Here is an 18,527-nt window from a genome sequence, read left to right as displayed (position 1 = left end):
GCACACAACAACGCACGCCACCTTACCGGCGACCATGCCCCCCTAGGAACGACCGAACGGGGATGCCTCTTGAAGAGGCATCCCCGGTCGGGTGTTCAGTACATCGAGTTGTCCGAGTTGTCTCAGACGAGCTCGGTGACGGTGCCGCCGGCGGCGGCAATCTTCTCCTTGGCGGAGCCGGAGACGGCGTCAACCGAAACCTGCAGCGCCACGGAGATCTCGCCCTGTCCGAGGACCTTGACGAGGTGGTTGTTGCGCACGGCACCCTTGGCGACCAGGTCGGCCACCGTGACCTCTCCACCCTCGGGGTAGAGCGTCGCGAGCTTGTCCAGGTTCACGACCTGGTACTCCGTGCGGAACGGGTTCTTGAAGCCCTTGAGCTTCGGCAGGCGCATGTGGAGGGGCATCTGGCCACCCTCGAAACGCTGCGGAACCTGGTAACGAGCCTTCGTTCCCTTGGTACCACGACCTGCGGTCTTACCCTTGGACGCCTCACCACGACCCACACGGGTCTTGGCGGTCTTGGCGCCCGGGGCAGGCCGGAGGTTGTGGGCCTTCAGCGGGCTGTTCTCCGCCATGTCAGTCAACCTCCTCAACCGTCACGAGGTGGCGGACGGTGTGAACCATTCCGCGGAACTCGGGGCGGTCCTCCTTGACAACCACGTCGTGCAGGCGCTTGAGCCCGAGCGAACGCAGGGTGTCGCGGTGGTTCTGCTTGCTGCCGATGTACGACTTCGTCTGCGTGATCTTGAGGCTGGCCATTACGCACCAGCCCCGGCACGCGCACGAAGCAGAGCCGCAGGAGCGACGTCCTCGAGGGGCAGACCGCGGCGGGCCGCGATCTCCTCGGGACGCTGCAGGCCCTTGAGGGCCGCCACGGTCGCGTGCACGATGTTGATCGCGTTCGAAGAACCGAGCGACTTCGACAGGATGTCGTGGACGCCGGCGCACTCGAGCACGGCGCGCACCGGGCCACCGGCGATAACGCCGGTACCGGGGGAAGCCGGCTTCAGCAGCACGACGCCCGCGGCACGCTCACCCGTGATCGGGTGAGGGATGGTGCCCTGGATACGCGGAACCTTGAAGAAGCTCTTCTTGGCCTCTTCAACGCCCTTGGCGATGGCCGCGGGAACTTCCTTGGCCTTGCCGTAACCGACACCGACGGTGCCGTCACCATCGCCCACCACGACCAGCGCGGTGAAGCTGAAGCGACGACCACCCTTCACAACCTTGGCGACGCGGTTGATCGCGACAACGCGCTCAACGTACGCGGTCTTCTCGGCGGCGCTGGGGCCACCGTCACGGCCCTTCCGGTCCCGCCGCTCGCCGCCACCGGCACCGCTTCCGCGGCGCTGGGGTCCAGCCATTGGAATTACCTCTCTCTGTTACGTCCGCTGTGCGTAGGAACCGGGGCTTAGAACTTCAGCCCGGCTTCACGGGCGGCGTCAGCCAGAGCGGCAATCCGCCCGGCGTACTGGTTACCACCGCGGTCAAACACGACGGCCTCGACGCCTGCGGCCTTGGCGCGCTCGGCGACCAGGGCGCCGACCTGCTGGGCCTGAGCGCTCTTGTCAGCCTCGCCACCACGGATGGAGACGTCCAGGGTCGACGCCGACGCGAGCGTGTGGCCCGCGATGTCGTCGATGACCTGGGCCACGATGTGACGGTTGGAACGCGTCACGACGAGGCGGGGACGCTCCGGCGAACCGGAGACGTGCTTGCGGACGCGGATGTGGCGCCGCTTGCGGGCAGCGCGCTTGTACGCGTCGCCCTTGGCGATCTTCACGCCGTATGCCATGGCTACTTACCAGCCTTTCCGACCTTGCGGCGGATGACCTCGCCCGCGTACTTGACGCCCTTGGCCTTGTACGGGTCGGGCTTCCGCAGCTTGCGGATGTTGGCGGCTACCTCGCCGACCTTCTGCTTGTCGATGCCCTCGACGCTGAGCTTCGTGGGCGACTCGACCTTGAAGGTGATGCCTTCCGGAGCCTCGATGAGGATCGGGTGGCTGTAGCCCAGGGCGAACTCCAGGTTGGAGCCCTTCGCCTGGACGCGGTAACCGACACCGCTGATTTCGAGCGCCTTGCTGTATCCCTGGGTCACGCCGGTGATCATGTTCGCCACCAGCGTGCGGGACAGGCCGTGAAGGGCCTTGTTCTGACGCTCGTCGTTCGGGCGGACGACGTTCAGAACGCCGTCCTCACCCTTGGTGACCTCGATCGGCGCGGCAACGGTGTGCGTGAGGGAACCCTTGGGGCCCTTCACCGCGACCGTGCGGCCATCGATGGTGACGTCCACACCGGCGGGAACCTGGATGGGGAGCTTGCCGATTCGCGACATGAGCTATTCCTCCGATTCCCGACTACCAGACGTAGGCGAGGACTTCCCCACCTACGCCCTTCTTGCTGGCCTGCTGGCCGGTCAGGAGACCGTGGGACGTGGAGATGATCGCCACGCCCAGGCCGCCGAGGACCTTCGGCAGGTTGGTGGACTTTGCGTATACACGCAGACCCGGCTTCGAGATTCGCTTGATGCCGGCGATCGAGCGCTCGCGGTTCGGACCGAACTTCAGGTCGAGAACGAGGTTCTTGCCAACCTCGGCGTCCTCGACCTTCCAGCCGGTGATGAAGCCCTCCTGCTGGAGGATCTCCGCGATGTGCGACTTGATCTTGCTGTGCGGCATCACGACGGAGTCGTGGTACGCCGAGTTCGCGTTACGCAGACGCGTGAGCATGTCTGCGATCGGATCAGTCATGGTCATGAGTTGGCCTTCGGCCTCTCTCGCCGGGGTTTCCTGTATGCGCCATCCCTCTCCCCACTCAGTGGCGGGACGGGTGCGGTGCGGGGACCTACGGCGTAGTAAGTCGGTCTTGGGCGGCAGGCGCCCAACCCTTCAAGCCTACGGCATGAAAGGAGGGGCTCCTGCCGACCAGATGCTTACCGAGAGTCTCAAGGTGTTCCCAACGCCCGGAGGGCGAGGGGAAGTTACCAGGAGCTCTTGGTCACGCCCGGCAGCTCGCCACGGTGAGCCATCTCACGAAGGCACACGCGGCACAGGCCGAACTTGCGGTAGACGGAGTGGGGCCGGCCGCAGCGCTGGCAGCGGGTGTACCCGCGGACGCCGAACTTCGGCTTACGGGCGGCCTTAGCGATCAGGGACTTCTTCGCCACGGTCAGTTCTCCTTGAACGGGAAGCCGAGGTGACGAAGGAGGGCACGACCCTCGTCGTCGTTGGTCGCCGTGGTGACCACGGTGATGTCCATGCCCCGGACCCGGTCGATCTTGTCCTGGTCGATCTCGTGGAACATGACCTGCTCCGTGAGACCGAAGGTGTAGTTACCACGGCCGTCGAACTGCTTCGGCGACAGGCCACGGAAGTCACGGATACGCGGCAGCGCGAGCGACAGCGTACGGTCCAGGAACTCCCACATCCGGTCACCACGGAGGGTGACGTGGCAGCCGATCGGCTGGCCCTCGCGCAGCTTGAACTGCGCGATGGACTTGCGGGCCTTGGTAACGGCAGGCTTCTGGCCGGTGATCGTGGTGAGGTCGCGCACGGCGCCGTCGATCAGCTTGGAGTCGCGGGCGGCGTCGCCCACACCCATGTTGACCACGATCTTGACCAGGCCGGGAACCTGCATGACGTTCTCGTACGAGAACTCCTCACGCAGCTTGCCGGCGATTTCCTCGCGGTAGCGCGTCTTGAGACGCGGCGCAGTGGTGGCAGTCATCAGATGTCCTCACCAGTCCGCTTGGCAACGCGGATCTTGTTGCCCTCGTCGTCAAAGCGGTAGCCGACGCGGGTGACGACCTTGTTGCCGTCCTTCTCCACAACCAGCTGAACGTTGCTGACGTGAATCGGGGCCTCGGTGGTGACGATGCCGCCGGTCTGCGAACCGCGAGCCGTCTGACCGGCCTTGGTGTGCTTCTTGACCCGGTTGACACCCTCGACGAGGACGCGGTCCTGAGCGGGGTAGGCCACGATGACCTTGCCCTGCTTGCCCTTGTCCTTACCGGTGATGACCTGAACCAGGTCGCCCTTCTTGATCTTCATGCTTACAGCACCTCCGGCGCGAGCGAGATGATCTTCATGAACTTCTTCTCGCGCAGCTCCCGGCCCACCGGGCCGAAGATGCGGGTGCCGCGGGGGTCGCCGTCGTTCTTCAGAATGACGGCGGCGTTCTCGTCGAAGCGGATGTACGAGCCATCCTGACGACGACGCTCCTTGACGGTGCGAACGATGACGGCCTTGACGACGTCACCCTTCTTCACGTTGCCACCGGGGATCGCGTCCTTGACGGTGGCGACGATGACGTCACCGATGCCCGCGTAGCGGCGACCCGAACCACCGAGAACACGGATGGTGAGGATTTCCTTCGCACCCGTGTTGTCGGCGACGCGAAGTCGCGACTCCTGCTGGATCACGTCTATCTCCTGATCGTCTGCCGGTTCCCGGCGGGGGCCGCTCCGTCTCCGGAACGGACCCCACCGAGCCTGGCGGAACCTGCCTGAGGGGAATCCCCCTCAGGAATTACTTGGCCTTCTCGAGGATCTCGACGATGCGCCACCGCTTCGAGGCGGACAGCGGACGCGTCTCCATGATGATGACGCGGTCGCCGACGCCGGCAGTGTTCTGCTCGTCGTGAGCCTTGAGCTTGTTCGTACGGCGGATGACCTTGCCGTACAGAGCGTGCTTCACGCGGTCCTCGACAGCGACGACGACGGTCTTGTCCATCTTGTCGCTGACGACCAGACCCTCACGGGTCTTGCGGAAACCGCGGTCGGTGTTCGTCTCAGTCACAGTCTTCTCGCTCATCAGGCGCTCTCCACCGTTTCGATGCCCAGCTCGCGCTCACGCATCAGGGTGTAGATCCGCGCGATGTCCTTACGGACGGACTTGAGCCGACCGTGGTTCTCGAGCTGACCAGTTGCCGCCTGGAAGCGGAGGTTGAACAGCTCTTCCTTGGCCTCGCGGAGCTTGTTGAGGAGCTCCTCGTCGCCCAGTTCGCGCAGCTCGGACGCCTTGGTACCGACCGACATCACGACTCACCTGCCTCGCGCCGAACAATCCGGCACTTCATCGGAAGCTTGTGAGCAGCGCGGGTAAGCGCCTCACGAGCAATCTTCTCGTTCGGGTAGGACAGCTCGAACATCACCCGTCCGGGCTTGACGTTCGCGATCCACCACTCGGGAGAACCCTTACCGGAACCCATGCGGGTCTCGGCAGGCTTCTTCGTCAGGGGACGGTCCGGGTAGATGTTGATCCAGACCTTGCCGCCACGCTTGATGTGGCGGGTCATCGCGATACGAGCTGCCTCGATCTGGCGGTTCGTCACGTACGCCGGGGTCAGCGCCTGGATGCCGTACTCGCCGAACGCAACCTGCGTGCCACCCTTGGACATGCCGCTGCGCTTCGGGTGGTGCTGCTTGCGGTGCTTGACCCTACGGGGGATCAGCATTTCGGTCAGGCCTCCGTTCCGGTGCTCTCAGCAGCCGGAGCAGCGGCGGCGGGAGCGTCGGCCTTGGGGGCCTCCGCTGCCGAGCCGGTCTGCTGCGGCTTGCGTCCACGACCGCCACGCTCGCCACCGCGGCCACCACGGCCGGCCGGGCGGTCAGCGCCGCCACGGGCCGGGCGGTTGCCGGCGCGGGCAGCAGCGTTCTCGGCGCGGACCTCGGCGATGTTCTTGACGTCGCCCTTGTAGATCCAGACCTTCACGCCGATGCGGCCGAAGGTCGTCTTGGCCTCGAAGAAGCCGTAGTCGACGTTCGCGCGGAGCGTGTGCAGGGGCACGCGGCCCTCGCGGTAGAACTCCGAGCGGGACATCTCGGCGCCGCCGAGGCGGCCACCGCACTGGATCTTGATGCCCTTGGCGCCGGCCTTCATCGAGCTCTGCATGCTCTTACGCATGGCGCGACGGAAGGAGACGCGGGAGGAGAGCTGCTCGGCGACGGCCTGGGCCACCAGCTGAGCGTCAACCTCGGGGTTCTTGACCTCGAGGATGTTCAGCTGGACCTGCTTGCCGGTCAGCTTCTCCAGCTCGCCGCGGATGCGGTCGGCCTCGGCGCCGCGGCGGCCGATGACGATGCCCGGACGAGCGGTGTGGATGTCGACGCGGACGCGGTCGCGGGTGCGCTCGATCTCAACCTTCGAGATGCCGGCGCGCTCCATGCCCTTCGTCATCATGCGACGAATGGCGACGTCTTCCTTGACGTAGTCCTTGTACAGCTTGTCGGCGTACCAACGGGACTTGAAGTCCGTGGTAATGCCGAGTCGGAACCCGTGCGGGTTTACCTTCTGGCCCATTACCGGGTTCCTTCCTTGCTGCTGACGACCACGGTGATGTGGCTGGTCCGCTTACGGATCCGGTAGGCACGGCCCTGAGCACGCGGACGGAACCGCTTCAGGGTCGGGCCCTCGTCCACGTACGCCTCGCTGATGACCAGCGAAGAGGCGTCGGTGTGGTCGTAGTTGTGTGCAGCGTTGGCGATGGCGCTGTCAAGCACCTTGCCAACCGGCACGCTCGCGGCCTGCGGGGCGAAACGCAGGACCGCCTGAGCCTCCGTGGCATCCATGCCACGGATGAGGTCCACCACGCGGCGGGCCTTCATGGGCGTGACGCGGATGTACCGCGCCTGGGCCCTGGCTTCCATGGTTGTCCCTTCGGTGTGAGTCATAGTCGTTTCCACCCCGCGCTAGCGGCGCTTCGACTTCCGGTCGTCCTTGACGTGGCCGCGGAAGGTGCGAGTCGGCGAGAACTCGCCGAGCTTGTGGCCGACCATCGACTCGGTGACGAACACCGGGACGTGGATCTTGCCGTTGTGCACCGCGATGGTGTGCCCCAGCATGGCCGGGACGATCATCGAGCGACGGGACCAGGTCTTGATGACGTTCTTGGTGCCTGCCTCGTTCTGTACGTCCACCTTCTTGATGAGGTGTCCGTCGACGAAGGGCCCCTTCTTGAGACTGCGCGGCATCTAAACCCGCTCCTAGCGCTTCTTGTTCGTCTTGCGGCGGCGGACGATGTACTTGCTCGATGCCTTCTTCGGCGAGCGAGTACGACCCTCCTTCTGACCCCACGGCGAGACCGGGTGACGTCCACCGGAGGTCTTGCCTTCACCACCACCGTGCGGGTGGTCAACCGGGTTCATCGCGACACCGCGGACGGTCGGGCGAACGCCCTTCCAGCGCATACGGCCGGCCTTGCCCCAGTTGATGTTCGACTGCTCGGCGTTGCCGACCTCGCCGATGGTGGCGCGGCAGCGGGCGTCGACCAGCCGGATTTCACCGGAGGGCATACGAAGGTGGGCCATCGTGCCCTCCTTCGCCAGCAGCTGCACGGAGGCACCCGCGGAACGGGCGAACTTCGCGCCGCCGCCGGGCCGCAGCTCGATGGCGTGGATGGTCGTACCGACCGGGATGTTGCGCAGCGCCAGGTTGTTACCGGGCTTGATGTCGGCGGTCGGGCCGTTCTCGACACGGTCGCCCTGCTTCAGGCCCTTCGGGGCGACGATGTAACGCTTCTCGCCGTCCGCGTAGTGCAGGAGCGCGATGCGCGCGGTGCGGTTGGGGTCGTACTCGATGTGCGCGACCTTGGCCGGCACGCCGTCCTTGTCGTGACGACGGAAGTCGATCACGCGGTAGGCGCGCTTGTGGCCACCACCCTGGTGGCGAACGGTCACACGACCGGCGTTGTTACGGCCGCCCTTGCTGTGCAGGGGGCGGACCAGCGACTTCTCCGGCGTGGACCGCGTGATCTCGACAAAGTCGGCGACGCTGGAGCCACGACGGCCCGGCGTCGTCGGCTTGTACTTGCGGATACCCATGTTTTCTCAGTCCTCGGAAATATTCCGGATCCTGGACGTCCCTACCTCCGTCAGGAGGTCGGGCCGCCGAAGATGTCGATACGGTCGCCCTCGGCGAGGGTCACGATGGCGCGCTTGGTGTTGGCGCGCTTGCCGAAACCGGTCTTGGTGCGCTTGCGCTTACCCTGACGGTTGATCGTGTTGACCCCGGTGACCTTGACCGAGAAGACCGCTTCGACGGCCTGCTTGATCTGGGTCTTGTTGGAGCCCGGCGCGACGATGAACGTGTACTTGTTCTCGTCGAGGAGCGCGTAGCTCTTCTCGGACACGACCGGCTTCACGAGGATGTCGCGGGGGTCCGAGTACGTCTTGCTGGTAACGGTCGCCTCGCTCATCAGGCGTCGCTCCCTTCGGTCTCAGCGGTCTGGGGGCCAGACACGAAGGACTCGAAAGCGGCCTGGGTGAAGACCACGTCGTCAGAGACGATCACGTCGTACGTGTTGAGCTGGCCCGGCTCCAGGATGTGCACCTGGGGCAGGTTGCGCGCGGAGAGCCACGCGGCCTCGTCGGCGCGGTCGACGACCAGGAGCAGGTTGGGGCGCTCCGAGATCTTGCCGAACAGCGTCTTGGCGGCCTTGGTGGAGACTCCACCCTCGACCACGCCGGTGATGACGTGGATGCGGGAGTGACGCGCCCGGTCCGAGAGGGCACCGCGGAGGGCGGCGGCCTTCATCTTCTTCGGGGTGCGCTGCGAGTAGTCACGCGGCTGCGGGCCGTGGACGACGCCACCGCCGGCGAACTGCGGCGCGCGGGTCGAACCCTGGCGGGCGCGGCCGGTGCCCTTCTGGCGGTAAGGCTTGCGGCCACCACCACGGACTTCGCCGCGACGCTTGGTCTTGTGCGTGCCCTGACGGGCAGCAGCCAGCTGTGCGACAACGACCTGGTGGATCAGCGGAACGCTGGTCTTCGCGTCGAAGATCTCCGCGGGGAGCTCGACGGTACCGGCCTTGTCGCCTGCCGGCGAAAGGATGTCAATGGTGCTCATTACCTCAAGCCCCCTTGGCCGCGGTACGGACCAGTACGAGGCCGCCGTTCGGACCGGGGACCGCGCCCTTGATGAGGAGCAGACCCTTCTCCGCGTCAACCGCGTGGATGGTCAGGTTCTGGGTGGTGACGCGCTCGTTACCCATCCGACCGGCCATGCGCATGCCCTTGAAGACACGCCCAGGGGTGGCGCAGCCACCGATCGAACCGGGGGAACGGTGCTTGCGCTGGACGCCGTGGCCGGCGCCGAGGCCCTTGAAGTTGTGACGCTTCATGACACCGGCGAAGCCCTTGCCCTTGCTCTTGCCCGTGACGTCAACCTTGACGCCGGACTCGAACACCTCGGCAGTGACCTCCTGGCCCAGCGTGTACTCGCTGGCGTCAGGGGTGCGGAGCTCCACCAGGTGGCGGCGCGGGGTCACGTCGGCCTTGGCGAAGTGGCCCTTGAGGGGCTTGTTCACCTTGCGCGGGTCGATCTCGCCGAAGGCGATCTGGACCGACTCGTAGCCGTCGCTGTCGTTGGTGCGGACCTGGGTGACGACACAGGGCCCGGCCTTGACGACGGTCACCGGGACAACCCGGTTGTTCTCGTCCCAGACCTGGGTCATGCCGAGCTTCTCGCCCAGGACGCCCTTAATGTTCTTAGCCATCTCGCGCGTCACCTCAGAGCTTGATCTCGATGTCGACGCCGGCCGGCAGGTCGAGACGCATAAGCGAGTCAACCGTCTTCGGCGTGGGGTCGAGAATGTCGATGAGGCGCTTGTGCGTGCGCATCTCGAAGTGCTCGCGCGAGTCCTTGTACTTGTGCGGCGACTTGATGACGCAGTACACGTTCTTCTCAGTGGGCAGCGGCACCGGGCCCGCGACCGACGCACCAGTGCGGGTCACCGTCTCGACGATCTTCTTCGCCGAGGAGTCGATGACCTCGTGGTCGTAGGCCTTGAGCCGGATGCGGATCTTCTGTCCCGCCATGGCTACTAGTAGTCCTGTCTCTCGAAACGCTCTGGAACCCGGGGGTTCTCCTGTCCTCCGCATCCGACCCACGCGGTCGGGCGTGTCGCATCCCCTCTACGAAAATCTCCCGAAGGAGATCCCAACCAAGGGGGTGCGGGCCCAAGAGCCGCGCTGCGCTCAATGAAGAGCTGATCGGGGGCGGAACGCCCACCGGGTGCCTGGCCGGCGCCCCACTGACGCTTCCCGGAAGATTCCCGTACTTCCGACCCTTATAGGGCCGACGAGTACTGTGGGACTCGCTTCCGGTCCTCCCGGCGGGAGGCGCGCAGCATTGACACTCAACCGAGCAACCTGGTCAGTGTGCCACACGGGGAGCGAGCCTGGCCAATCGGCCGAGGATCTTACCCCCCACGGGCGACTGCTCAAACGCGGGCACGCCCCGGTGGGCCCCTCCCGGCCCCTCCGGGCCACGTCAACCCAGTAGTGACGGGCTTCACGCGTGTGAGGGAACGAGGATACGCGCGGGTCCGTGCGCGGGCCCCGGTACGTACCGTCCGCCTCCTGGTGAATTCCTCCCATGAGGCGATGCACCGCATCTTCCAGGAGAACCCGGGCATCTTCACCCGCCCCTTCCGGGCCCTGGGTGTGCGGCTCCCCGAGCCGGTGGCGGTCTCGCAGCTCCCGACCGACCTCACGGAGATCAAACCGTTGGAGCGGCGGCTCGACACCCTGCTGCGGCTGGACACGGCGGACGGCGGCGGATACCTGCCGGCGGTCGAGGCCCGGAGCAGAAGGACCCGGACAAGCACGGGAGTTGGGCGTACTGCCTGGCCCATCCGTACGCGAAGTACCGGCTGGACCCGGTGCTCCTCGTCGTCTGCCAGGAGGAGTCGACCGCCCGACGTGCGTGGTCGGACACGACCGAGGTGCCGGGGCCGCACAACGTACCGGTGGTGCGGGACGTGGCGACCGCGGCCCGGGGTGTCCCGCTCGCCGCGTTCTCGGCTCCGGTTCTGGGTCGACCGCGCCTTCACCGCCACCGCGGCGGGCGATCTCTTCGCGGAGGACTGACGCCACCCGCGACCCGGCCGGGCTTTCCCACCGGGACACCGAAGACGTGGCCCCTACGTCTGGAAGGCTGACCGCCATGAGCGAGTACAGAGCAGTGGGCGTGGTGGGTCTCGGCCGGATGGGGCTGACCCTGGCGGCCGGTTTCCGTATGGCGGTGGCGCCGGGCCCGCTGTTCGCGGCGGGCCGGTCCCCGGCCAGTGTGGCGCGGCTCCGGGAAGCCGTGCCCGCCGCGACGGTCCTGCCGTTGGCGGAGCTGGCCCGGCACGTGGAGGTGATCGTGCTGTGCGTACGGAACGCGGACCTGCCGGCCGTTCTCGCCGGGCTGCGGCCCCGGCTCACCGCCCGGCACCTCGTGATCAGCGTCAACAACGGTCTGCCGCTCCACACCCTCGCGGAGGCCGTCCCCGGCCCGGTGGCCAAGCTGATCCCGAGCGTCGGCAACGAGAAGGGGGCCGGGGCGACCCTGCTGGTCCCCGGCCCGCACCTGTCGGCCGAGGCCACCGAGGACCTGCTCGCCCTGCTCCGGGCCTTCTCGACGCCGTTCGTGATCGAGGAGAGCCAGGGCCGGGCAGCGACCGACCTCGCGTCCTGCGGTCCGGCCCTGCTGGCCGGTGCCGCGCGGGCCATGGTCGACGCCCAGGAGGTACGGGGCGCCCCGCTGCCGAGGGAGCTGGCCGAGGCCCTCGTCACGCAGAGCCTGCACGCCCTGAGCCGGCTGCTCGGGGAGGGCGCCTCGCTGGAGGAGGTCGTGGACAGGGTCGCCGTACCCGGGGGCAACACGGCCGCCGGGCTGGAGGCCGCCCGGGACGGCCTCGCCGGGGCGTGGGAGGCAGCGTTCCGGGCTACAGAGGGGAACGAACGGTCCAAGTCAGCGCCGGAGTTGGGCGCGGAGCGGGCAGAGTAGGGCAGAGGGCGGGTGGACAGCGATCGGCGGCAGGCGGCTGTCGCGGCTGCGGCTTCAGCCCGGGAGCGCACCGGGCCCCCGTGACGGGGTGGTCGGCGCGCACCGGCACGCACCGTGCTCACCTGCGGCGGAGTGCGGGCGCGACAGCCCTCAGGCGTGGACGACCGCGGGGAATGCCTCCGTCGTCTTGACGTAGTACTTGCGGACCAGCGGGCCGAATCCGTCCGGCGACGTGCCGAGGATCATGTTCTTGATGACCTCGGTGCACTTCGCGTCAGTGAACGCCGACACCTTCGCGACGGTGCCCTTGCCGCCGAGGGCGACAGGACCCCACGCCCGCCGGGATTCCGTCGTGGCGCTGACGTCCGGGTCGAAACCCAGAAAGAAGGGGCTTCCGTCGGGCTCCTGCCCGGTGGCCAGAAGCACGATGACGTGAAAGCCGATCCCGTTCTTGGCGAGGAAAACGCTCTTCTCTCCGCCCACGTGCCCGGGCGGCCCCTTCAGGATCACGGCGCGGTCGCCGTGCAGGATCTCGCCGATCCCTGCCCACTTGACCGCGATGTCCGGCGCCACCGCCAGATCCGCGGGGTTGTAATGCCTCCCCTGATCGGAACTGAGCCGGTCACCCACCTTCTTGGCGCGCACCTCGCAGTCCCTGTCCAGCATTGTCGCAATGAGGGAATCAGTCGGCATCTGCAGCCAGACCTTGAGATGTTCGAGAGCGGTGGCCTCCGCGGTCTCGTCTATCGCCTGCGAGATCCGAGCCCGCAGTGTTGCGATCGCCGGAGTGGTCACGTCCCCGGCTCCGACGTACGCCTGCACGATCATGAAAGCTCCCCCCGGTCAACTCCCCTGCTTCCACTATGACTTACGGGGCGTGTCGTCGGTGGTGCAACCGGGGAAGAGGCAGTCGCGGCCGGTGCGGCCAGGTCCGGGACTTCGGCCTCCGGCGTGATCTCGGCGAGCACATCGGCGACCGTCTCCCGCGTGATCCGCAGACGCTCAAGCCCGTCCCGGGCCAGCACCAGCTTCCCGGACAACTCAGTGATGGCTGCCTCCAGCTCTTCCACCCGAACGCGGGCGGCCGCCTCCCGGGCTTCCAACTCCTCGAACAGTGAGCCCATCCACCAGCCCTCCTCCACCATCACGGTAGAGACCCATCAGCCAGGAATACAGGCCGTCAGTGCCCGGGCAGTTCAGCGCTCAAGGCCGGCCCGGACCCCGGCTGCCGTCGAGCACGGCCGCAAGGTCCTCAAGGATCCCGACGAACTCCTCGGTCGGGACCTCCGCCACGAAAACCCTGCCCGCATGGTCTGGCTGCCTGACCAGGTGCTCCTCGCGCCAGAACTGAAGAGTGAGCACCAAGCGGTCCGCGTCCCCGAAGAGATGAGCGGTCACGTTGTCGGTGGTGGGCCCCCAGCTCAAGACCCGGAACCGGCTGCGGAGCCGGTACTCCTCTTCAGTCTCGTCATCAGCGCCCGCACGGTGCATGAGACGCCGATGGGTGGCTTCCGGGGACAGGCCGTCGAACGGCAACGGCGAGCTGGCTCCGGAGCGCAACCACGCCACCGTCTCCACCACGTCGGAGCGGAACTGCCCGACAAGCGCCATGTTGTCGTCGCAGGTCAGCCACTGCCCCGCCGTCCACAGGTCCACCCGGCGCAGTGAGTGCTCCCACTCACCGACCTCAGCAGCGAACCTGTCCTTGTCGCCCAGAAGTACGGTCACGCCCGGACCCTGACAGGCTCCACGCTCATCCGCAAGCAAGCCGATGTCGTGTGCTTCCCTTCAAAGGAACCGCACCCTCCGCGTTTCTGCCCGCCCGCCGGTCACCCCTGGCCCGGCCGCTGCCGGGGCTGATACCTCCGGGCGAACGGCCCGTCCAGCGCCGCCCATTGCAGCAGCATGATCGTCTTGCCGTCGGCGATGCGCCCGTCCCGGGTCATGGCGAGGGCTTCGGTGAAGGGCACTTCCAGGACCTCGATGTCCTCCCCCTCCTCCTCCACTCCCCCGCCGACCCCGGTCCGGTCGGCCGCCGCGTACGGGGCCGCGAAGAAGTGGAGCCGTTCGGTGACGGACCCGGGGCTCATGTACGCGTCGAAGACGTGCGTGAGCGGGCCGAGGGTGACGCCGAGCTCTTCGGCCGCCTCGCGCCGGACGGCGGTGATCGGATCGTCCTCGTCGAGCAGCCCGGCTGCGGCCTCGACGAGCATGCCGTCGGGGTGGTCGTTGACGTATGCCGGGTAGCGGAACTGCCGGGTGAGGAGTACGAGGCCCCGCGCGGTGTCGTGGGGCAGCACGACGGCACCGTTGCCGCGGTCGTACGTCTCGCGCTGCTGCGTCTCCCAACGCCCGTCGCGGCGGCGGTAGTCGAAGGTGGTGCGGCGCAGGACGTGCCAGCCCCGGGAGGTGAGTTCGACGGCCTGGACCACAACGTCAGGATTGCGGTCCAGGCCGCGCCCCGCCCGGTCGAGGCCGGTACGGCCCCGATGGTCGGGGAGATCGATGCCGGGGCGGCCCCGGTGGTCGGGAATGTCGATGCCGGGGCGGGCGGTCATGCGGCCTCGCCCGTCGTACGGCGGGGGATCTCGCCCGCCTCGAAGTAGACGGGCAGGCCACGGCCCCGAGCGGTGGCGACGTCCTGGTCGGCACCGGCGGACTCCCCGGGCAGCCGGAGTACGGCGTCGCAGTGCGCGAGCAGGCGGTGGGCGGTCGGGTAGAGGACCTCGTCCGCCAGCGGGTCGGTGGGACCGGCGCCGGCGGAGCGCAGTACGGGCAGGGCGATCCACTCGCCGATGACGGGGACGTGCCCGGCGGCGAAGACCGGCCAGGCGGCGGCTTCGAGGCGGGCGAGGTTGTCGGCCATGGCCTGCGGGTCGCCGTCGGTACCGGAGCGGTAGGGACCGGCGATCAGGACGAGCATGGGCTTTTCGGTCATCGTGCTGGTCATGACGGCTACACTACATGCAGAAACATGCAAGAACAGGAGAGAGTACGCATGCTGGCTGCTGAACGACACGCCCATCTGCTCGGTCTGCTCGCCCGCGAGGGCAAGATCGTCGCCAAGGACGTCGCCGCCGAACTGGGGATCTCCGAGGACAGCGTGCGGCGCGACCTGCGCGACCTCGCGGCCCAGGGGCTGTGCCAGCGGGTCTACGGCGGTGCGTTGCCCGTGTCCCCGGCGGTGGTCGACTACGAGGCCCGGCAGAGCGTTGCTTCGGAGGGCAAGGCGAAGGTCGCCTGGGTCGCCGCAGGCCTGGTCCGGCCGGGCGGCTCACTGATCCTCGACGGCGGAACCACGGCCCTCGCCGTCGCCCGCGCGCTCCCGACGGATCTCGCCTGCACCGTGATCACGCACAGCCCGACGATCGCCGTGGCCCTGCTCGACCACCCGAAGGCAGAGCTCTTCCTGCTCGGGGGCCGGGTCTTCAAGCACTCGGCGGTGACCTGCGGCGCGGCGGCGGTGGAGGCCGCGCAGAACGTCTCCGCCGACCTCTGCCTGCTCGGCGTCACCGGCGTGCACCCCGAAGCGGGACTGACCACCGGGGACGCCGAGGAGGCGGCGATGAAGCGCGCCCTCTCGGCGCGGGCCGCGGACACGTACGTCCTGGCGTCCTCCGAGAAGATCGGCACCGCCTCGCAGTTCCGCGTCCTCCCGTGGGAGCGGGTCACCGGGCTGATCACCGACGCCGATCCTGGCAACGCGGTGATCGAGCAGCTCGTGACGGAGATCGGGGTGGAGATCCTGGCGGCCGGGTGACGGTTGGCGGTGGGTCGGGGCCGGGGCGCTCCGGGGCCGCCATACCCGCTGAGGTGCACCACCGCCCCGTACCCGCCCGCGCCCCTGCCTGCGGTTGTCAGCTCCCGGCCGCGAACCCGAGGAACGCGGTCCAGGCGGCCGGCCGGAAGGCGAGCTGCGGACCGGGGGCCGTCTTGGAATCGCGTACGTGGACGGCAAAGGTCACCGTCGCGACCTCGACGCAAGAAGGACCATCGTTCGTACTGTGGCTACTTTTGGACCACACCAGGTCCGATGCACATCCGGCTGCGGGCTCGGTGGTCATGCCGCTCCCAGCGGTAGACAACTTCCGGCGGCGAAAGCCACGAAGGCAGTCCAGGATGACGACCGGAGGCCGAGCTGCGGACCCGAAACGTTCTTGGAGTCGCGTACGTGGACAGCGGAGACGGCAGTTGCGACCTCCAGGCAGTCGGAGTTGGCGTCACTGCTGCTGTAGCTGCTCTTGAACCACGTCAAATCCGAGGCTTCTCCAGCCGTGGACTGGATACTCATGTCTCTCCCAGCAGTTTCTCGATGAAGGCCAGTGACTCCCTCGGCGTGAGAGCCTGCGCCCGGATACTCCCGTACTGCATCTCCAGCATCTGCACTTCACGAGGCTCGGTGATCAGCATCGAAAGGTGCTGAACTTCCGCGTATCCCAAGGTAGTACCGCCTCGAAGCCGGATGATACGGAATCCCCCCATCAGCCCTGCGTGGTCCTCCAGGTCAGTTGGCATCACCTGGATCTCCACGTTGCGCAGCTGCCCCAGTTCGAGAAGGCGCTCAAGCTGCCTTCGCTGAACCTCCTTGCCGCCGAGCGGGCGGCGGAGTGTCGCCTCGTCCTGGACGAAACTGAAGACCGGTACGGTCTCCGATCTCTTGATGACCTTCTGTCGAGCAGTCCTGGCCGCCACAGCCCTCTCGATGACATCAGCGGAATACAGCGGTCGGCGGGTCCCGAACAATGCCTTGGCGTACTCATGTGTCTGGAGTAGCGCGTGCAGCGTCTGGTGCGTGTACGCACCCATCTCCACCGCATCCGCTTCCAGCCGAGCCATGTCCCGGACCTTCTTCGGGTACCTCGCCTCCGCCACGTCCTGCTTCATCGCGGCGATCCTGCCTCCCGCGCCCAGGACTTCGTCCGTCCTGTCCAGGAACTCCGGTTTGGGGATGCGCTTGCCGGATTCGACCTTGTAGACCTGGTTCTCGCCGTACCCGATGGCCCGGCCGAGGTCCGCGGCGCGCATGCCGGCCGCCTCCCGCCAGAGGCGGATCTGCCTGCCCACGGCGGCGATCACCGCGCCGGAGTCGTCCTCCAGGCCGAAATCGCCGACGTCCGGTTCGTCCAGCCCGTCCGCCGTACCGTCCCTGCCGTCTTCCTCCTGCATCGGAGTTCCCCGCCTTCTCGACCCGTTGCTCAGGCATGCGCGGTGCCGTACGTACGGAGTGGACAGGGGAGGGCCACGACTGGACAGTCACCGTCCGTACCCGCGTCGGCACTTCTCAGCGTAGTGACCTGCGGCCACGCTGAGTGACGTGAATCGAGAAATCACTCAACCGCGCGCTGCCTCAGGGACGTTCACGCTTCAGCTTTCCGCCACCCGTCAGGGCGCCCGGCTGGCCCGGCTGCGGGCGACGGAGCAGCTGCGTTCATGGGGGCTGCCGACGGACACGCCCGCGCTGGTGGTGGCCGAGCTGGCCGCGAACGCCGTGGTGCACGGGTACGTCGAGGGGCGCGACTTCCGCCTCGGGCTCATCCTCTCGGGGGACACGCTCCGTATCGAGGTGGTCGACACGCGCCGGGACCGGTTGCCGCGTGTACGGGTCTCCGGGCCGGACTCCGAATCGGGGCGGGGGCTGGCGCTCGTGGAGGCGTTGTCCGCGCGCTGGGGTGTGGAGCACGGGCCGTTTCCCCGTAAGACGGTGTGGGCGGAGGTGACGCTCGCCGGGTCCTGACTCCTCGCCCCGCCCGCCTCGTCAAGCGATCGAAGACCGGGCCCCGGAAGTGCGGGGCCCGGTCATGCGTGTCCTAGTTCGGTGGGCATGGCATGTGGCACCGGAAGTTTTGGCAGCAGCACGCGGCAGTCGGCTGCGTCGGCGCCCCACGAGAGGCCCTTGACGTCGACACCGCTGCGCGGGACCGTCGTTGCGCAACTGTGCGCAACTGACTCGTAGGGAGCACGCGAGGGCGTTACGGTTCGTCGGGATCGACCCGAACACCGGCGGGGAAGGTTCGCCGACGGTATGGGTAGAGGAAGAGAGTGCGGACCTGGTCCTTCAGGGCGAGGAAGCCGACAGCCTCCTCAAGGGCATCGTCGGTTCCACCCAATGGGTGGCCGGCCACAAGACGGGTATCCCCACGCACGAGCGGCTGATCCGTATTCCGGCCCGCATGGTGCCGATTCTGAGGGAGGCATGCGATGCCGCTGAACGCGCAGACGCTGAGCACCGCGACGTTCGCTGAGCTACTCGCCGATACTCGCCGCACGGCGGTTCACCTGGAGATGCGCGACGTGTACGCGATCGGTGACGAGCGAGAGGACTTCGAGACCTTTCTGCGCACCGGTGTTCCGAACCTGGACCCCACCCGCTCCTTCTGGCCGCAGTGGACGCCTCTTGTCAACGACGCGGTCGCCCGCGGCGTCCTGATGCGGAGGGCACGGATCGTCTCCGAACCGGTCACTGACTACATCCGATACGAACACGCCATCACCCCCCTCAACTTGCAGGCCGGAGAGGAGGTGCGCTGGTTGCCACGCCGCCTCGCATCCGACATTGCCCTGCCCGGCAACGACTTCTGGCTCCTGGACGGGAGGCTCGTGCAGTTCCACCACTTCACCGGCAGCGGTGACTGGGCGACGGACGGCAAGGAACGCACCGACGACCCCGCCGCGACGGCGCTGTGTGCGACCGCCTTCGAGGCAGTGTGGGAGCGCGGAATCCCTCACGAGAAGTACACCGTCTAGGGTTCCT

34 protein-coding genes are annotated in these 18,527 nt (G+C 67.5%); 5 read left to right on the top strand and 29 right to left on the bottom strand.

Annotation, left to right across the window (positions count from 1 at the left end; all coding sequences use genetic code 11):
• Positions 1-122 precede the first annotated feature (122 nt).
• The 21 genes from rplO to rpsJ form a co-directional block, all read right to left on the bottom strand.
• Entirely contained in the window at positions 123-578 is a 456-nt protein-coding gene (gene rplO / locus ACWCSV_RS02095; RefSeq protein ID WP_266705201.1) for a 50S ribosomal protein L15, read from the bottom strand.
• Between the two features lies 1 nt (position 579).
• Positions 580-762, bottom strand: a complete 183-nt coding sequence (gene rpmD, locus ACWCSV_RS02090) for a 50S ribosomal protein L30 (RefSeq protein ID WP_219611742.1) — start codon at positions 760-762, stop codon at positions 580-582.
• The gene (gene rpsE / locus ACWCSV_RS02085) at positions 762-1,367 is read right to left on the bottom strand and encodes a 30S ribosomal protein S5 (RefSeq protein ID WP_386888018.1); all 606 of its coding nucleotides are present in this window, start codon (positions 1,365-1,367) and stop codon (positions 762-764) included. Before rpsE ends, rpmD begins: the two co-directional genes overlap by 1 nt.
• A gap of 47 nt (positions 1,368-1,414) precedes the next feature.
• The gene (gene rplR, locus ACWCSV_RS02080) at positions 1,415-1,798 is read right to left on the bottom strand and encodes a 50S ribosomal protein L18 (protein WP_451137909.1); all 384 of its coding nucleotides are present in this window, start codon (positions 1,796-1,798) and stop codon (positions 1,415-1,417) included.
• A gap of 2 nt (positions 1,799-1,800) precedes the next feature.
• Positions 1,801-2,340 carry a 50S ribosomal protein L6 gene (rplF, locus tag ACWCSV_RS02075; protein WP_327176185.1) on the bottom strand — a complete coding sequence of 180 codons (540 nt, stop codon included), beginning with the start codon at positions 2,338-2,340 and terminating at the stop codon, positions 1,801-1,803.
• 22 nt (positions 2,341-2,362) lie between these two features.
• Complete coding sequence (gene rpsH / locus ACWCSV_RS02070) at positions 2,363-2,761, bottom strand: 30S ribosomal protein S8 (protein WP_266705211.1); 399 nt, start codon at positions 2,759-2,761, stop codon at positions 2,363-2,365.
• 224 nt (positions 2,762-2,985) lie between these two features.
• A complete protein-coding gene (locus ACWCSV_RS02065) occupies positions 2,986-3,171 on the bottom strand; it encodes a type Z 30S ribosomal protein S14 (RefSeq protein ID WP_024491590.1) in 186 nt (61 codons plus the stop codon).
• A 2-nt stretch (positions 3,172-3,173) separates the two neighbouring features.
• Positions 3,174-3,731, bottom strand: a complete 558-nt coding sequence (gene rplE / locus ACWCSV_RS02060) for a 50S ribosomal protein L5 (protein ID WP_006126888.1) — start codon at positions 3,729-3,731, stop codon at positions 3,174-3,176.
• Positions 3,731-4,054 carry a 50S ribosomal protein L24 gene (rplX, locus tag ACWCSV_RS02055; protein WP_003966949.1) on the bottom strand — a complete coding sequence of 108 codons (324 nt, stop codon included), beginning with the start codon at positions 4,052-4,054 and terminating at the stop codon, positions 3,731-3,733. The genes rplE and rplX overlap by 1 nt, the downstream gene beginning before the upstream one ends.
• A gap of 2 nt (positions 4,055-4,056) precedes the next feature.
• Positions 4,057-4,425: a 50S ribosomal protein L14 gene (rplN, locus tag ACWCSV_RS02050; protein WP_003966950.1), complete on the bottom strand. Its 369-nt coding sequence runs from the start codon at positions 4,423-4,425 to the stop codon at positions 4,057-4,059.
• A 106-nt stretch (positions 4,426-4,531) separates the two neighbouring features.
• The gene (gene rpsQ, locus ACWCSV_RS02045) at positions 4,532-4,816 is read right to left on the bottom strand and encodes a 30S ribosomal protein S17 (protein WP_275493827.1); all 285 of its coding nucleotides are present in this window, start codon (positions 4,814-4,816) and stop codon (positions 4,532-4,534) included.
• On the bottom strand, positions 4,816-5,040 hold the full coding sequence (gene rpmC, locus ACWCSV_RS02040) for a 50S ribosomal protein L29 (RefSeq protein ID WP_275493826.1): 225 nt from the start codon (positions 5,038-5,040) through the stop codon (positions 4,816-4,818). The genes rpsQ and rpmC overlap by 1 nt, the downstream gene beginning before the upstream one ends.
• Entirely contained in the window at positions 5,040-5,459 is a 420-nt protein-coding gene (gene rplP, locus ACWCSV_RS02035; RefSeq protein ID WP_014047785.1) for a 50S ribosomal protein L16, read from the bottom strand. Before rplP ends, rpmC begins: the two co-directional genes overlap by 1 nt.
• A 5-nt stretch (positions 5,460-5,464) precedes the next feature.
• Positions 5,465-6,304 carry a 30S ribosomal protein S3 gene (rpsC, locus tag ACWCSV_RS02030; RefSeq protein ID WP_327176188.1) on the bottom strand — a complete coding sequence of 280 codons (840 nt, stop codon included), beginning with the start codon at positions 6,302-6,304 and terminating at the stop codon, positions 5,465-5,467.
• The gene (gene rplV, locus ACWCSV_RS02025; protein ID WP_004571827.1) at positions 6,304-6,651 is read right to left on the bottom strand and encodes a 50S ribosomal protein L22; all 348 of its coding nucleotides are present in this window, start codon (positions 6,649-6,651) and stop codon (positions 6,304-6,306) included. Before rplV ends, rpsC begins: the two co-directional genes overlap by 1 nt.
• Before the next feature lie 42 nt (positions 6,652-6,693).
• The gene (gene rpsS, locus ACWCSV_RS02020) at positions 6,694-6,975 is read right to left on the bottom strand and encodes a 30S ribosomal protein S19 (RefSeq protein WP_003966956.1); all 282 of its coding nucleotides are present in this window, start codon (positions 6,973-6,975) and stop codon (positions 6,694-6,696) included.
• Positions 6,976-6,987: 12 nt separating this feature from the next.
• Entirely contained in the window at positions 6,988-7,824 is an 837-nt protein-coding gene (gene rplB / locus ACWCSV_RS02015) for a 50S ribosomal protein L2 (protein WP_390960024.1), read from the bottom strand.
• Between the two features lie 50 nt (positions 7,825-7,874).
• Complete coding sequence (gene rplW / locus ACWCSV_RS02010) at positions 7,875-8,198, bottom strand: 50S ribosomal protein L23 (RefSeq protein ID WP_327176189.1); 324 nt, start codon at positions 8,196-8,198, stop codon at positions 7,875-7,877.
• Positions 8,198-8,848 (bottom strand): 50S ribosomal protein L4, encoded by a 651-nt coding sequence (gene rplD, locus ACWCSV_RS02005; protein WP_266705246.1) that lies wholly within the window; start codon positions 8,846-8,848, stop codon positions 8,198-8,200. The genes rplW and rplD overlap by 1 nt, the downstream gene beginning before the upstream one ends.
• A gap of 4 nt (positions 8,849-8,852) precedes the next feature.
• Positions 8,853-9,497 (bottom strand): 50S ribosomal protein L3, encoded by a 645-nt coding sequence (gene rplC, locus ACWCSV_RS02000; RefSeq protein WP_014047781.1) that lies wholly within the window; start codon positions 9,495-9,497, stop codon positions 8,853-8,855.
• Between the two features lie 13 nt (positions 9,498-9,510).
• Entirely contained in the window at positions 9,511-9,819 is a 309-nt protein-coding gene (gene rpsJ / locus ACWCSV_RS01995) for a 30S ribosomal protein S10 (RefSeq protein ID WP_003948644.1), read from the bottom strand.
• Positions 9,820-10,948: 1,129 nt separating this feature from the next.
• Here rpsJ and ACWCSV_RS01990 point away from each other — a divergent pair.
• Positions 10,949-11,776: a pyrroline-5-carboxylate reductase family protein gene (locus ACWCSV_RS01990; RefSeq protein WP_451137908.1), complete on the top strand. Its 828-nt coding sequence runs from the start codon at positions 10,949-10,951 to the stop codon at positions 11,774-11,776.
• A 150-nt stretch (positions 11,777-11,926) separates the two neighbouring features.
• On the opposite strand, the gene ACWCSV_RS01985 is transcribed toward ACWCSV_RS01990, so the two are convergent.
• From ACWCSV_RS01985 to ACWCSV_RS01965, 5 genes are all read right to left on the bottom strand, one after another.
• Positions 11,927-12,604, bottom strand: a complete 678-nt coding sequence (locus ACWCSV_RS01985) for a hypothetical protein (RefSeq protein ID WP_451137907.1) — start codon at positions 12,602-12,604, stop codon at positions 11,927-11,929.
• Positions 12,601-12,900, bottom strand: a complete 300-nt coding sequence (locus ACWCSV_RS01980) for a hypothetical protein (RefSeq protein WP_451137906.1) — start codon at positions 12,898-12,900, stop codon at positions 12,601-12,603. The genes ACWCSV_RS01985 and ACWCSV_RS01980 overlap by 4 nt, the downstream gene beginning before the upstream one ends.
• A gap of 79 nt (positions 12,901-12,979) precedes the next feature.
• Positions 12,980-13,504 (bottom strand): hypothetical protein, encoded by a 525-nt coding sequence (locus ACWCSV_RS01975; protein ID WP_450774621.1) that lies wholly within the window; start codon positions 13,502-13,504, stop codon positions 12,980-12,982.
• Positions 13,505-13,605: 101 nt separating this feature from the next.
• Positions 13,606-14,334 carry an NUDIX domain-containing protein gene (locus tag ACWCSV_RS01970; RefSeq protein ID WP_451137905.1) on the bottom strand — a complete coding sequence of 243 codons (729 nt, stop codon included), beginning with the start codon at positions 14,332-14,334 and terminating at the stop codon, positions 13,606-13,608.
• Positions 14,331-14,714, bottom strand: coding sequence for a DUF4406 domain-containing protein (locus ACWCSV_RS01965; RefSeq protein WP_451137980.1), 384 nt, complete (start codon positions 14,712-14,714; stop codon positions 14,331-14,333). Before ACWCSV_RS01965 ends, ACWCSV_RS01970 begins: the two co-directional genes overlap by 4 nt.
• Before the next feature lie 60 nt (positions 14,715-14,774).
• Here ACWCSV_RS01965 and ACWCSV_RS01960 point away from each other — a divergent pair, with 60 nt between their 5' ends.
• The gene (locus ACWCSV_RS01960; protein WP_451137904.1) at positions 14,775-15,536 is read left to right on the top strand and encodes a DeoR/GlpR family DNA-binding transcription regulator; all 762 of its coding nucleotides are present in this window, start codon (positions 14,775-14,777) and stop codon (positions 15,534-15,536) included.
• Positions 15,537-15,633: 97 nt separating this feature from the next.
• Here ACWCSV_RS01960 and ACWCSV_RS01955 read toward each other — a convergent pair whose 3' ends face one another.
• The 3 genes from ACWCSV_RS01955 to ACWCSV_RS01945 are packed head-to-tail and all read right to left on the bottom strand — an operon-like array spanning position 15,634 to position 16,942.
• Positions 15,634-15,840 (bottom strand): DUF397 domain-containing protein, encoded by a 207-nt coding sequence (locus tag ACWCSV_RS01955; RefSeq protein WP_451137903.1) that lies wholly within the window; start codon positions 15,838-15,840, stop codon positions 15,634-15,636.
• Entirely contained in the window at positions 15,837-16,067 is a 231-nt protein-coding gene (locus ACWCSV_RS01950) for a DUF397 domain-containing protein (protein WP_451137902.1), read from the bottom strand. The genes ACWCSV_RS01955 and ACWCSV_RS01950 overlap by 4 nt, the downstream gene beginning before the upstream one ends.
• Positions 16,064-16,942, bottom strand: coding sequence for a helix-turn-helix domain-containing protein (locus tag ACWCSV_RS01945; RefSeq protein WP_451137901.1), 879 nt, complete (start codon positions 16,940-16,942; stop codon positions 16,064-16,066). The genes ACWCSV_RS01950 and ACWCSV_RS01945 overlap by 4 nt, the downstream gene beginning before the upstream one ends.
• A gap of 148 nt (positions 16,943-17,090) precedes the next feature.
• Between ACWCSV_RS01945 and ACWCSV_RS01940 the strand changes: the two genes are divergently transcribed.
• From ACWCSV_RS01940 to ACWCSV_RS01930, 3 genes are all read left to right on the top strand, one after another.
• Positions 17,091-17,510 carry an ATP-binding protein gene (locus ACWCSV_RS01940; protein WP_451137900.1) on the top strand — a complete coding sequence of 140 codons (420 nt, stop codon included), beginning with the start codon at positions 17,091-17,093 and terminating at the stop codon, positions 17,508-17,510.
• A 208-nt stretch (positions 17,511-17,718) separates the two neighbouring features.
• The gene (locus ACWCSV_RS01935; protein ID WP_451137979.1) at positions 17,719-18,018 is read left to right on the top strand and encodes a hypothetical protein; all 300 of its coding nucleotides are present in this window, start codon (positions 17,719-17,721) and stop codon (positions 18,016-18,018) included.
• Complete coding sequence (locus ACWCSV_RS01930; protein WP_451137899.1) at positions 17,975-18,520, top strand: DUF6879 family protein; 546 nt, start codon at positions 17,975-17,977, stop codon at positions 18,518-18,520. The genes ACWCSV_RS01935 and ACWCSV_RS01930 overlap by 44 nt, the downstream gene beginning before the upstream one ends.
• Positions 18,521-18,527: the final 7 nt, after the last annotated feature.

Source organism: Streptomyces sp. NPDC001770 (assembly GCF_053596135.1).
This window is presented reverse-complemented; position numbering and strand designations above follow the sequence as displayed.

What these genes read in the sequence shown, in the direction of transcription:
- rplO (WP_266705201.1), bottom strand. Translation starts at nt 578, where the DNA reads ATGGCGGAGAACAGCCCGCTGAAGGCCCACAACCTCCGGCCTGCCCCG.
- rpmD (WP_219611742.1), bottom strand. Translation starts at nt 762, where the DNA reads ATGGCCAGCCTCAAGATCACGCAGACGAAGTCGTACATCGGCAGCAAG.
- rpsE (WP_386888018.1), bottom strand. Translation starts at nt 1,367, where the DNA reads ATGGCTGGACCCCAGCGCCGCGGAAGCGGTGCCGGTGGCGGCGAGCGG.
- rplR (WP_451137909.1), bottom strand. Translation starts at nt 1,798, where the DNA reads ATGGCATACGGCGTGAAGATCGCCAAGGGCGACGCGTACAAGCGCGCT.
- rplF (WP_327176185.1), bottom strand. Translation starts at nt 2,340, where the DNA reads ATGTCGCGAATCGGCAAGCTCCCCATCCAGGTTCCCGCCGGTGTGGAC.
- rpsH (WP_266705211.1), bottom strand. Translation starts at nt 2,761, where the DNA reads ATGACCATGACTGATCCGATCGCAGACATGCTCACGCGTCTGCGTAAC.
- rplE (WP_006126888.1), bottom strand. Translation starts at nt 3,731, where the DNA reads ATGACTGCCACCACTGCGCCGCGTCTCAAGACGCGCTACCGCGAGGAA.
- rplX (WP_003966949.1), bottom strand. Translation starts at nt 4,054, where the DNA reads ATGAAGATCAAGAAGGGCGACCTGGTTCAGGTCATCACCGGTAAGGAC.
- rpsQ (WP_275493827.1), bottom strand. Translation starts at nt 4,816, where the DNA reads ATGAGCGAGAAGACTGTGACTGAGACGAACACCGACCGCGGTTTCCGC.
- rpmC (WP_275493826.1), bottom strand. Translation starts at nt 5,040, where the DNA reads ATGTCGGTCGGTACCAAGGCGTCCGAGCTGCGCGAACTGGGCGACGAG.
- rplP (WP_014047785.1), bottom strand. Translation starts at nt 5,459, where the DNA reads ATGCTGATCCCCCGTAGGGTCAAGCACCGCAAGCAGCACCACCCGAAG.
- rpsC (WP_327176188.1), bottom strand. Translation starts at nt 6,304, where the DNA reads ATGGGCCAGAAGGTAAACCCGCACGGGTTCCGACTCGGCATTACCACG.
- rplV (WP_004571827.1), bottom strand. Translation starts at nt 6,651, where the DNA reads ATGGAAGCCAGGGCCCAGGCGCGGTACATCCGCGTCACGCCCATGAAG.
- rpsS (WP_003966956.1), bottom strand. Translation starts at nt 6,975, where the DNA reads ATGCCGCGCAGTCTCAAGAAGGGGCCCTTCGTCGACGGACACCTCATC.
- rplB (WP_390960024.1), bottom strand. Translation starts at nt 7,824, where the DNA reads ATGGGTATCCGCAAGTACAAGCCGACGACGCCGGGCCGTCGTGGCTCC.
- rplW (WP_327176189.1), bottom strand. Translation starts at nt 8,198, where the DNA reads ATGAGCGAGGCGACCGTTACCAGCAAGACGTACTCGGACCCCCGCGAC.
- rplD (WP_266705246.1), bottom strand. Translation starts at nt 8,848, where the DNA reads ATGAGCACCATTGACATCCTTTCGCCGGCAGGCGACAAGGCCGGTACC.
- rplC (WP_014047781.1), bottom strand. Translation starts at nt 9,497, where the DNA reads ATGGCTAAGAACATTAAGGGCGTCCTGGGCGAGAAGCTCGGCATGACC.
- rpsJ (WP_003948644.1), bottom strand. Translation starts at nt 9,819, where the DNA reads ATGGCGGGACAGAAGATCCGCATCCGGCTCAAGGCCTACGACCACGAG.
- ACWCSV_RS01990 (WP_451137908.1), top strand. Translation starts at nt 10,949, where the DNA reads ATGAGCGAGTACAGAGCAGTGGGCGTGGTGGGTCTCGGCCGGATGGGG.
- ACWCSV_RS01985 (WP_451137907.1), bottom strand. Translation starts at nt 12,604, where the DNA reads ATGATCGTGCAGGCGTACGTCGGAGCCGGGGACGTGACCACTCCGGCG.
- ACWCSV_RS01980 (WP_451137906.1), bottom strand. Translation starts at nt 12,900, where the DNA reads ATGGGCTCACTGTTCGAGGAGTTGGAAGCCCGGGAGGCGGCCGCCCGC.
- ACWCSV_RS01970 (WP_451137905.1), bottom strand. Translation starts at nt 14,334, where the DNA reads ATGACCGCCCGCCCCGGCATCGACATTCCCGACCACCGGGGCCGCCCC.
- ACWCSV_RS01965 (WP_451137980.1), bottom strand. Translation starts at nt 14,714, where the DNA reads ATGACCGAAAAGCCCATGCTCGTCCTGATCGCCGGTCCCTACCGCTCC.
- ACWCSV_RS01960 (WP_451137904.1), top strand. Translation starts at nt 14,775, where the DNA reads ATGCTGGCTGCTGAACGACACGCCCATCTGCTCGGTCTGCTCGCCCGC.
- ACWCSV_RS01955 (WP_451137903.1), bottom strand. Translation starts at nt 15,840, where the DNA reads ATGACCACCGAGCCCGCAGCCGGATGTGCATCGGACCTGGTGTGGTCC.
- ACWCSV_RS01950 (WP_451137902.1), bottom strand. Translation starts at nt 16,067, where the DNA reads ATGAGTATCCAGTCCACGGCTGGAGAAGCCTCGGATTTGACGTGGTTC.
- ACWCSV_RS01945 (WP_451137901.1), bottom strand. Translation starts at nt 16,942, where the DNA reads ATGCAGGAGGAAGACGGCAGGGACGGTACGGCGGACGGGCTGGACGAA.
- ACWCSV_RS01930 (WP_451137899.1), top strand. Translation starts at nt 17,975, where the DNA reads ATGCCGCTGAACGCGCAGACGCTGAGCACCGCGACGTTCGCTGAGCTA.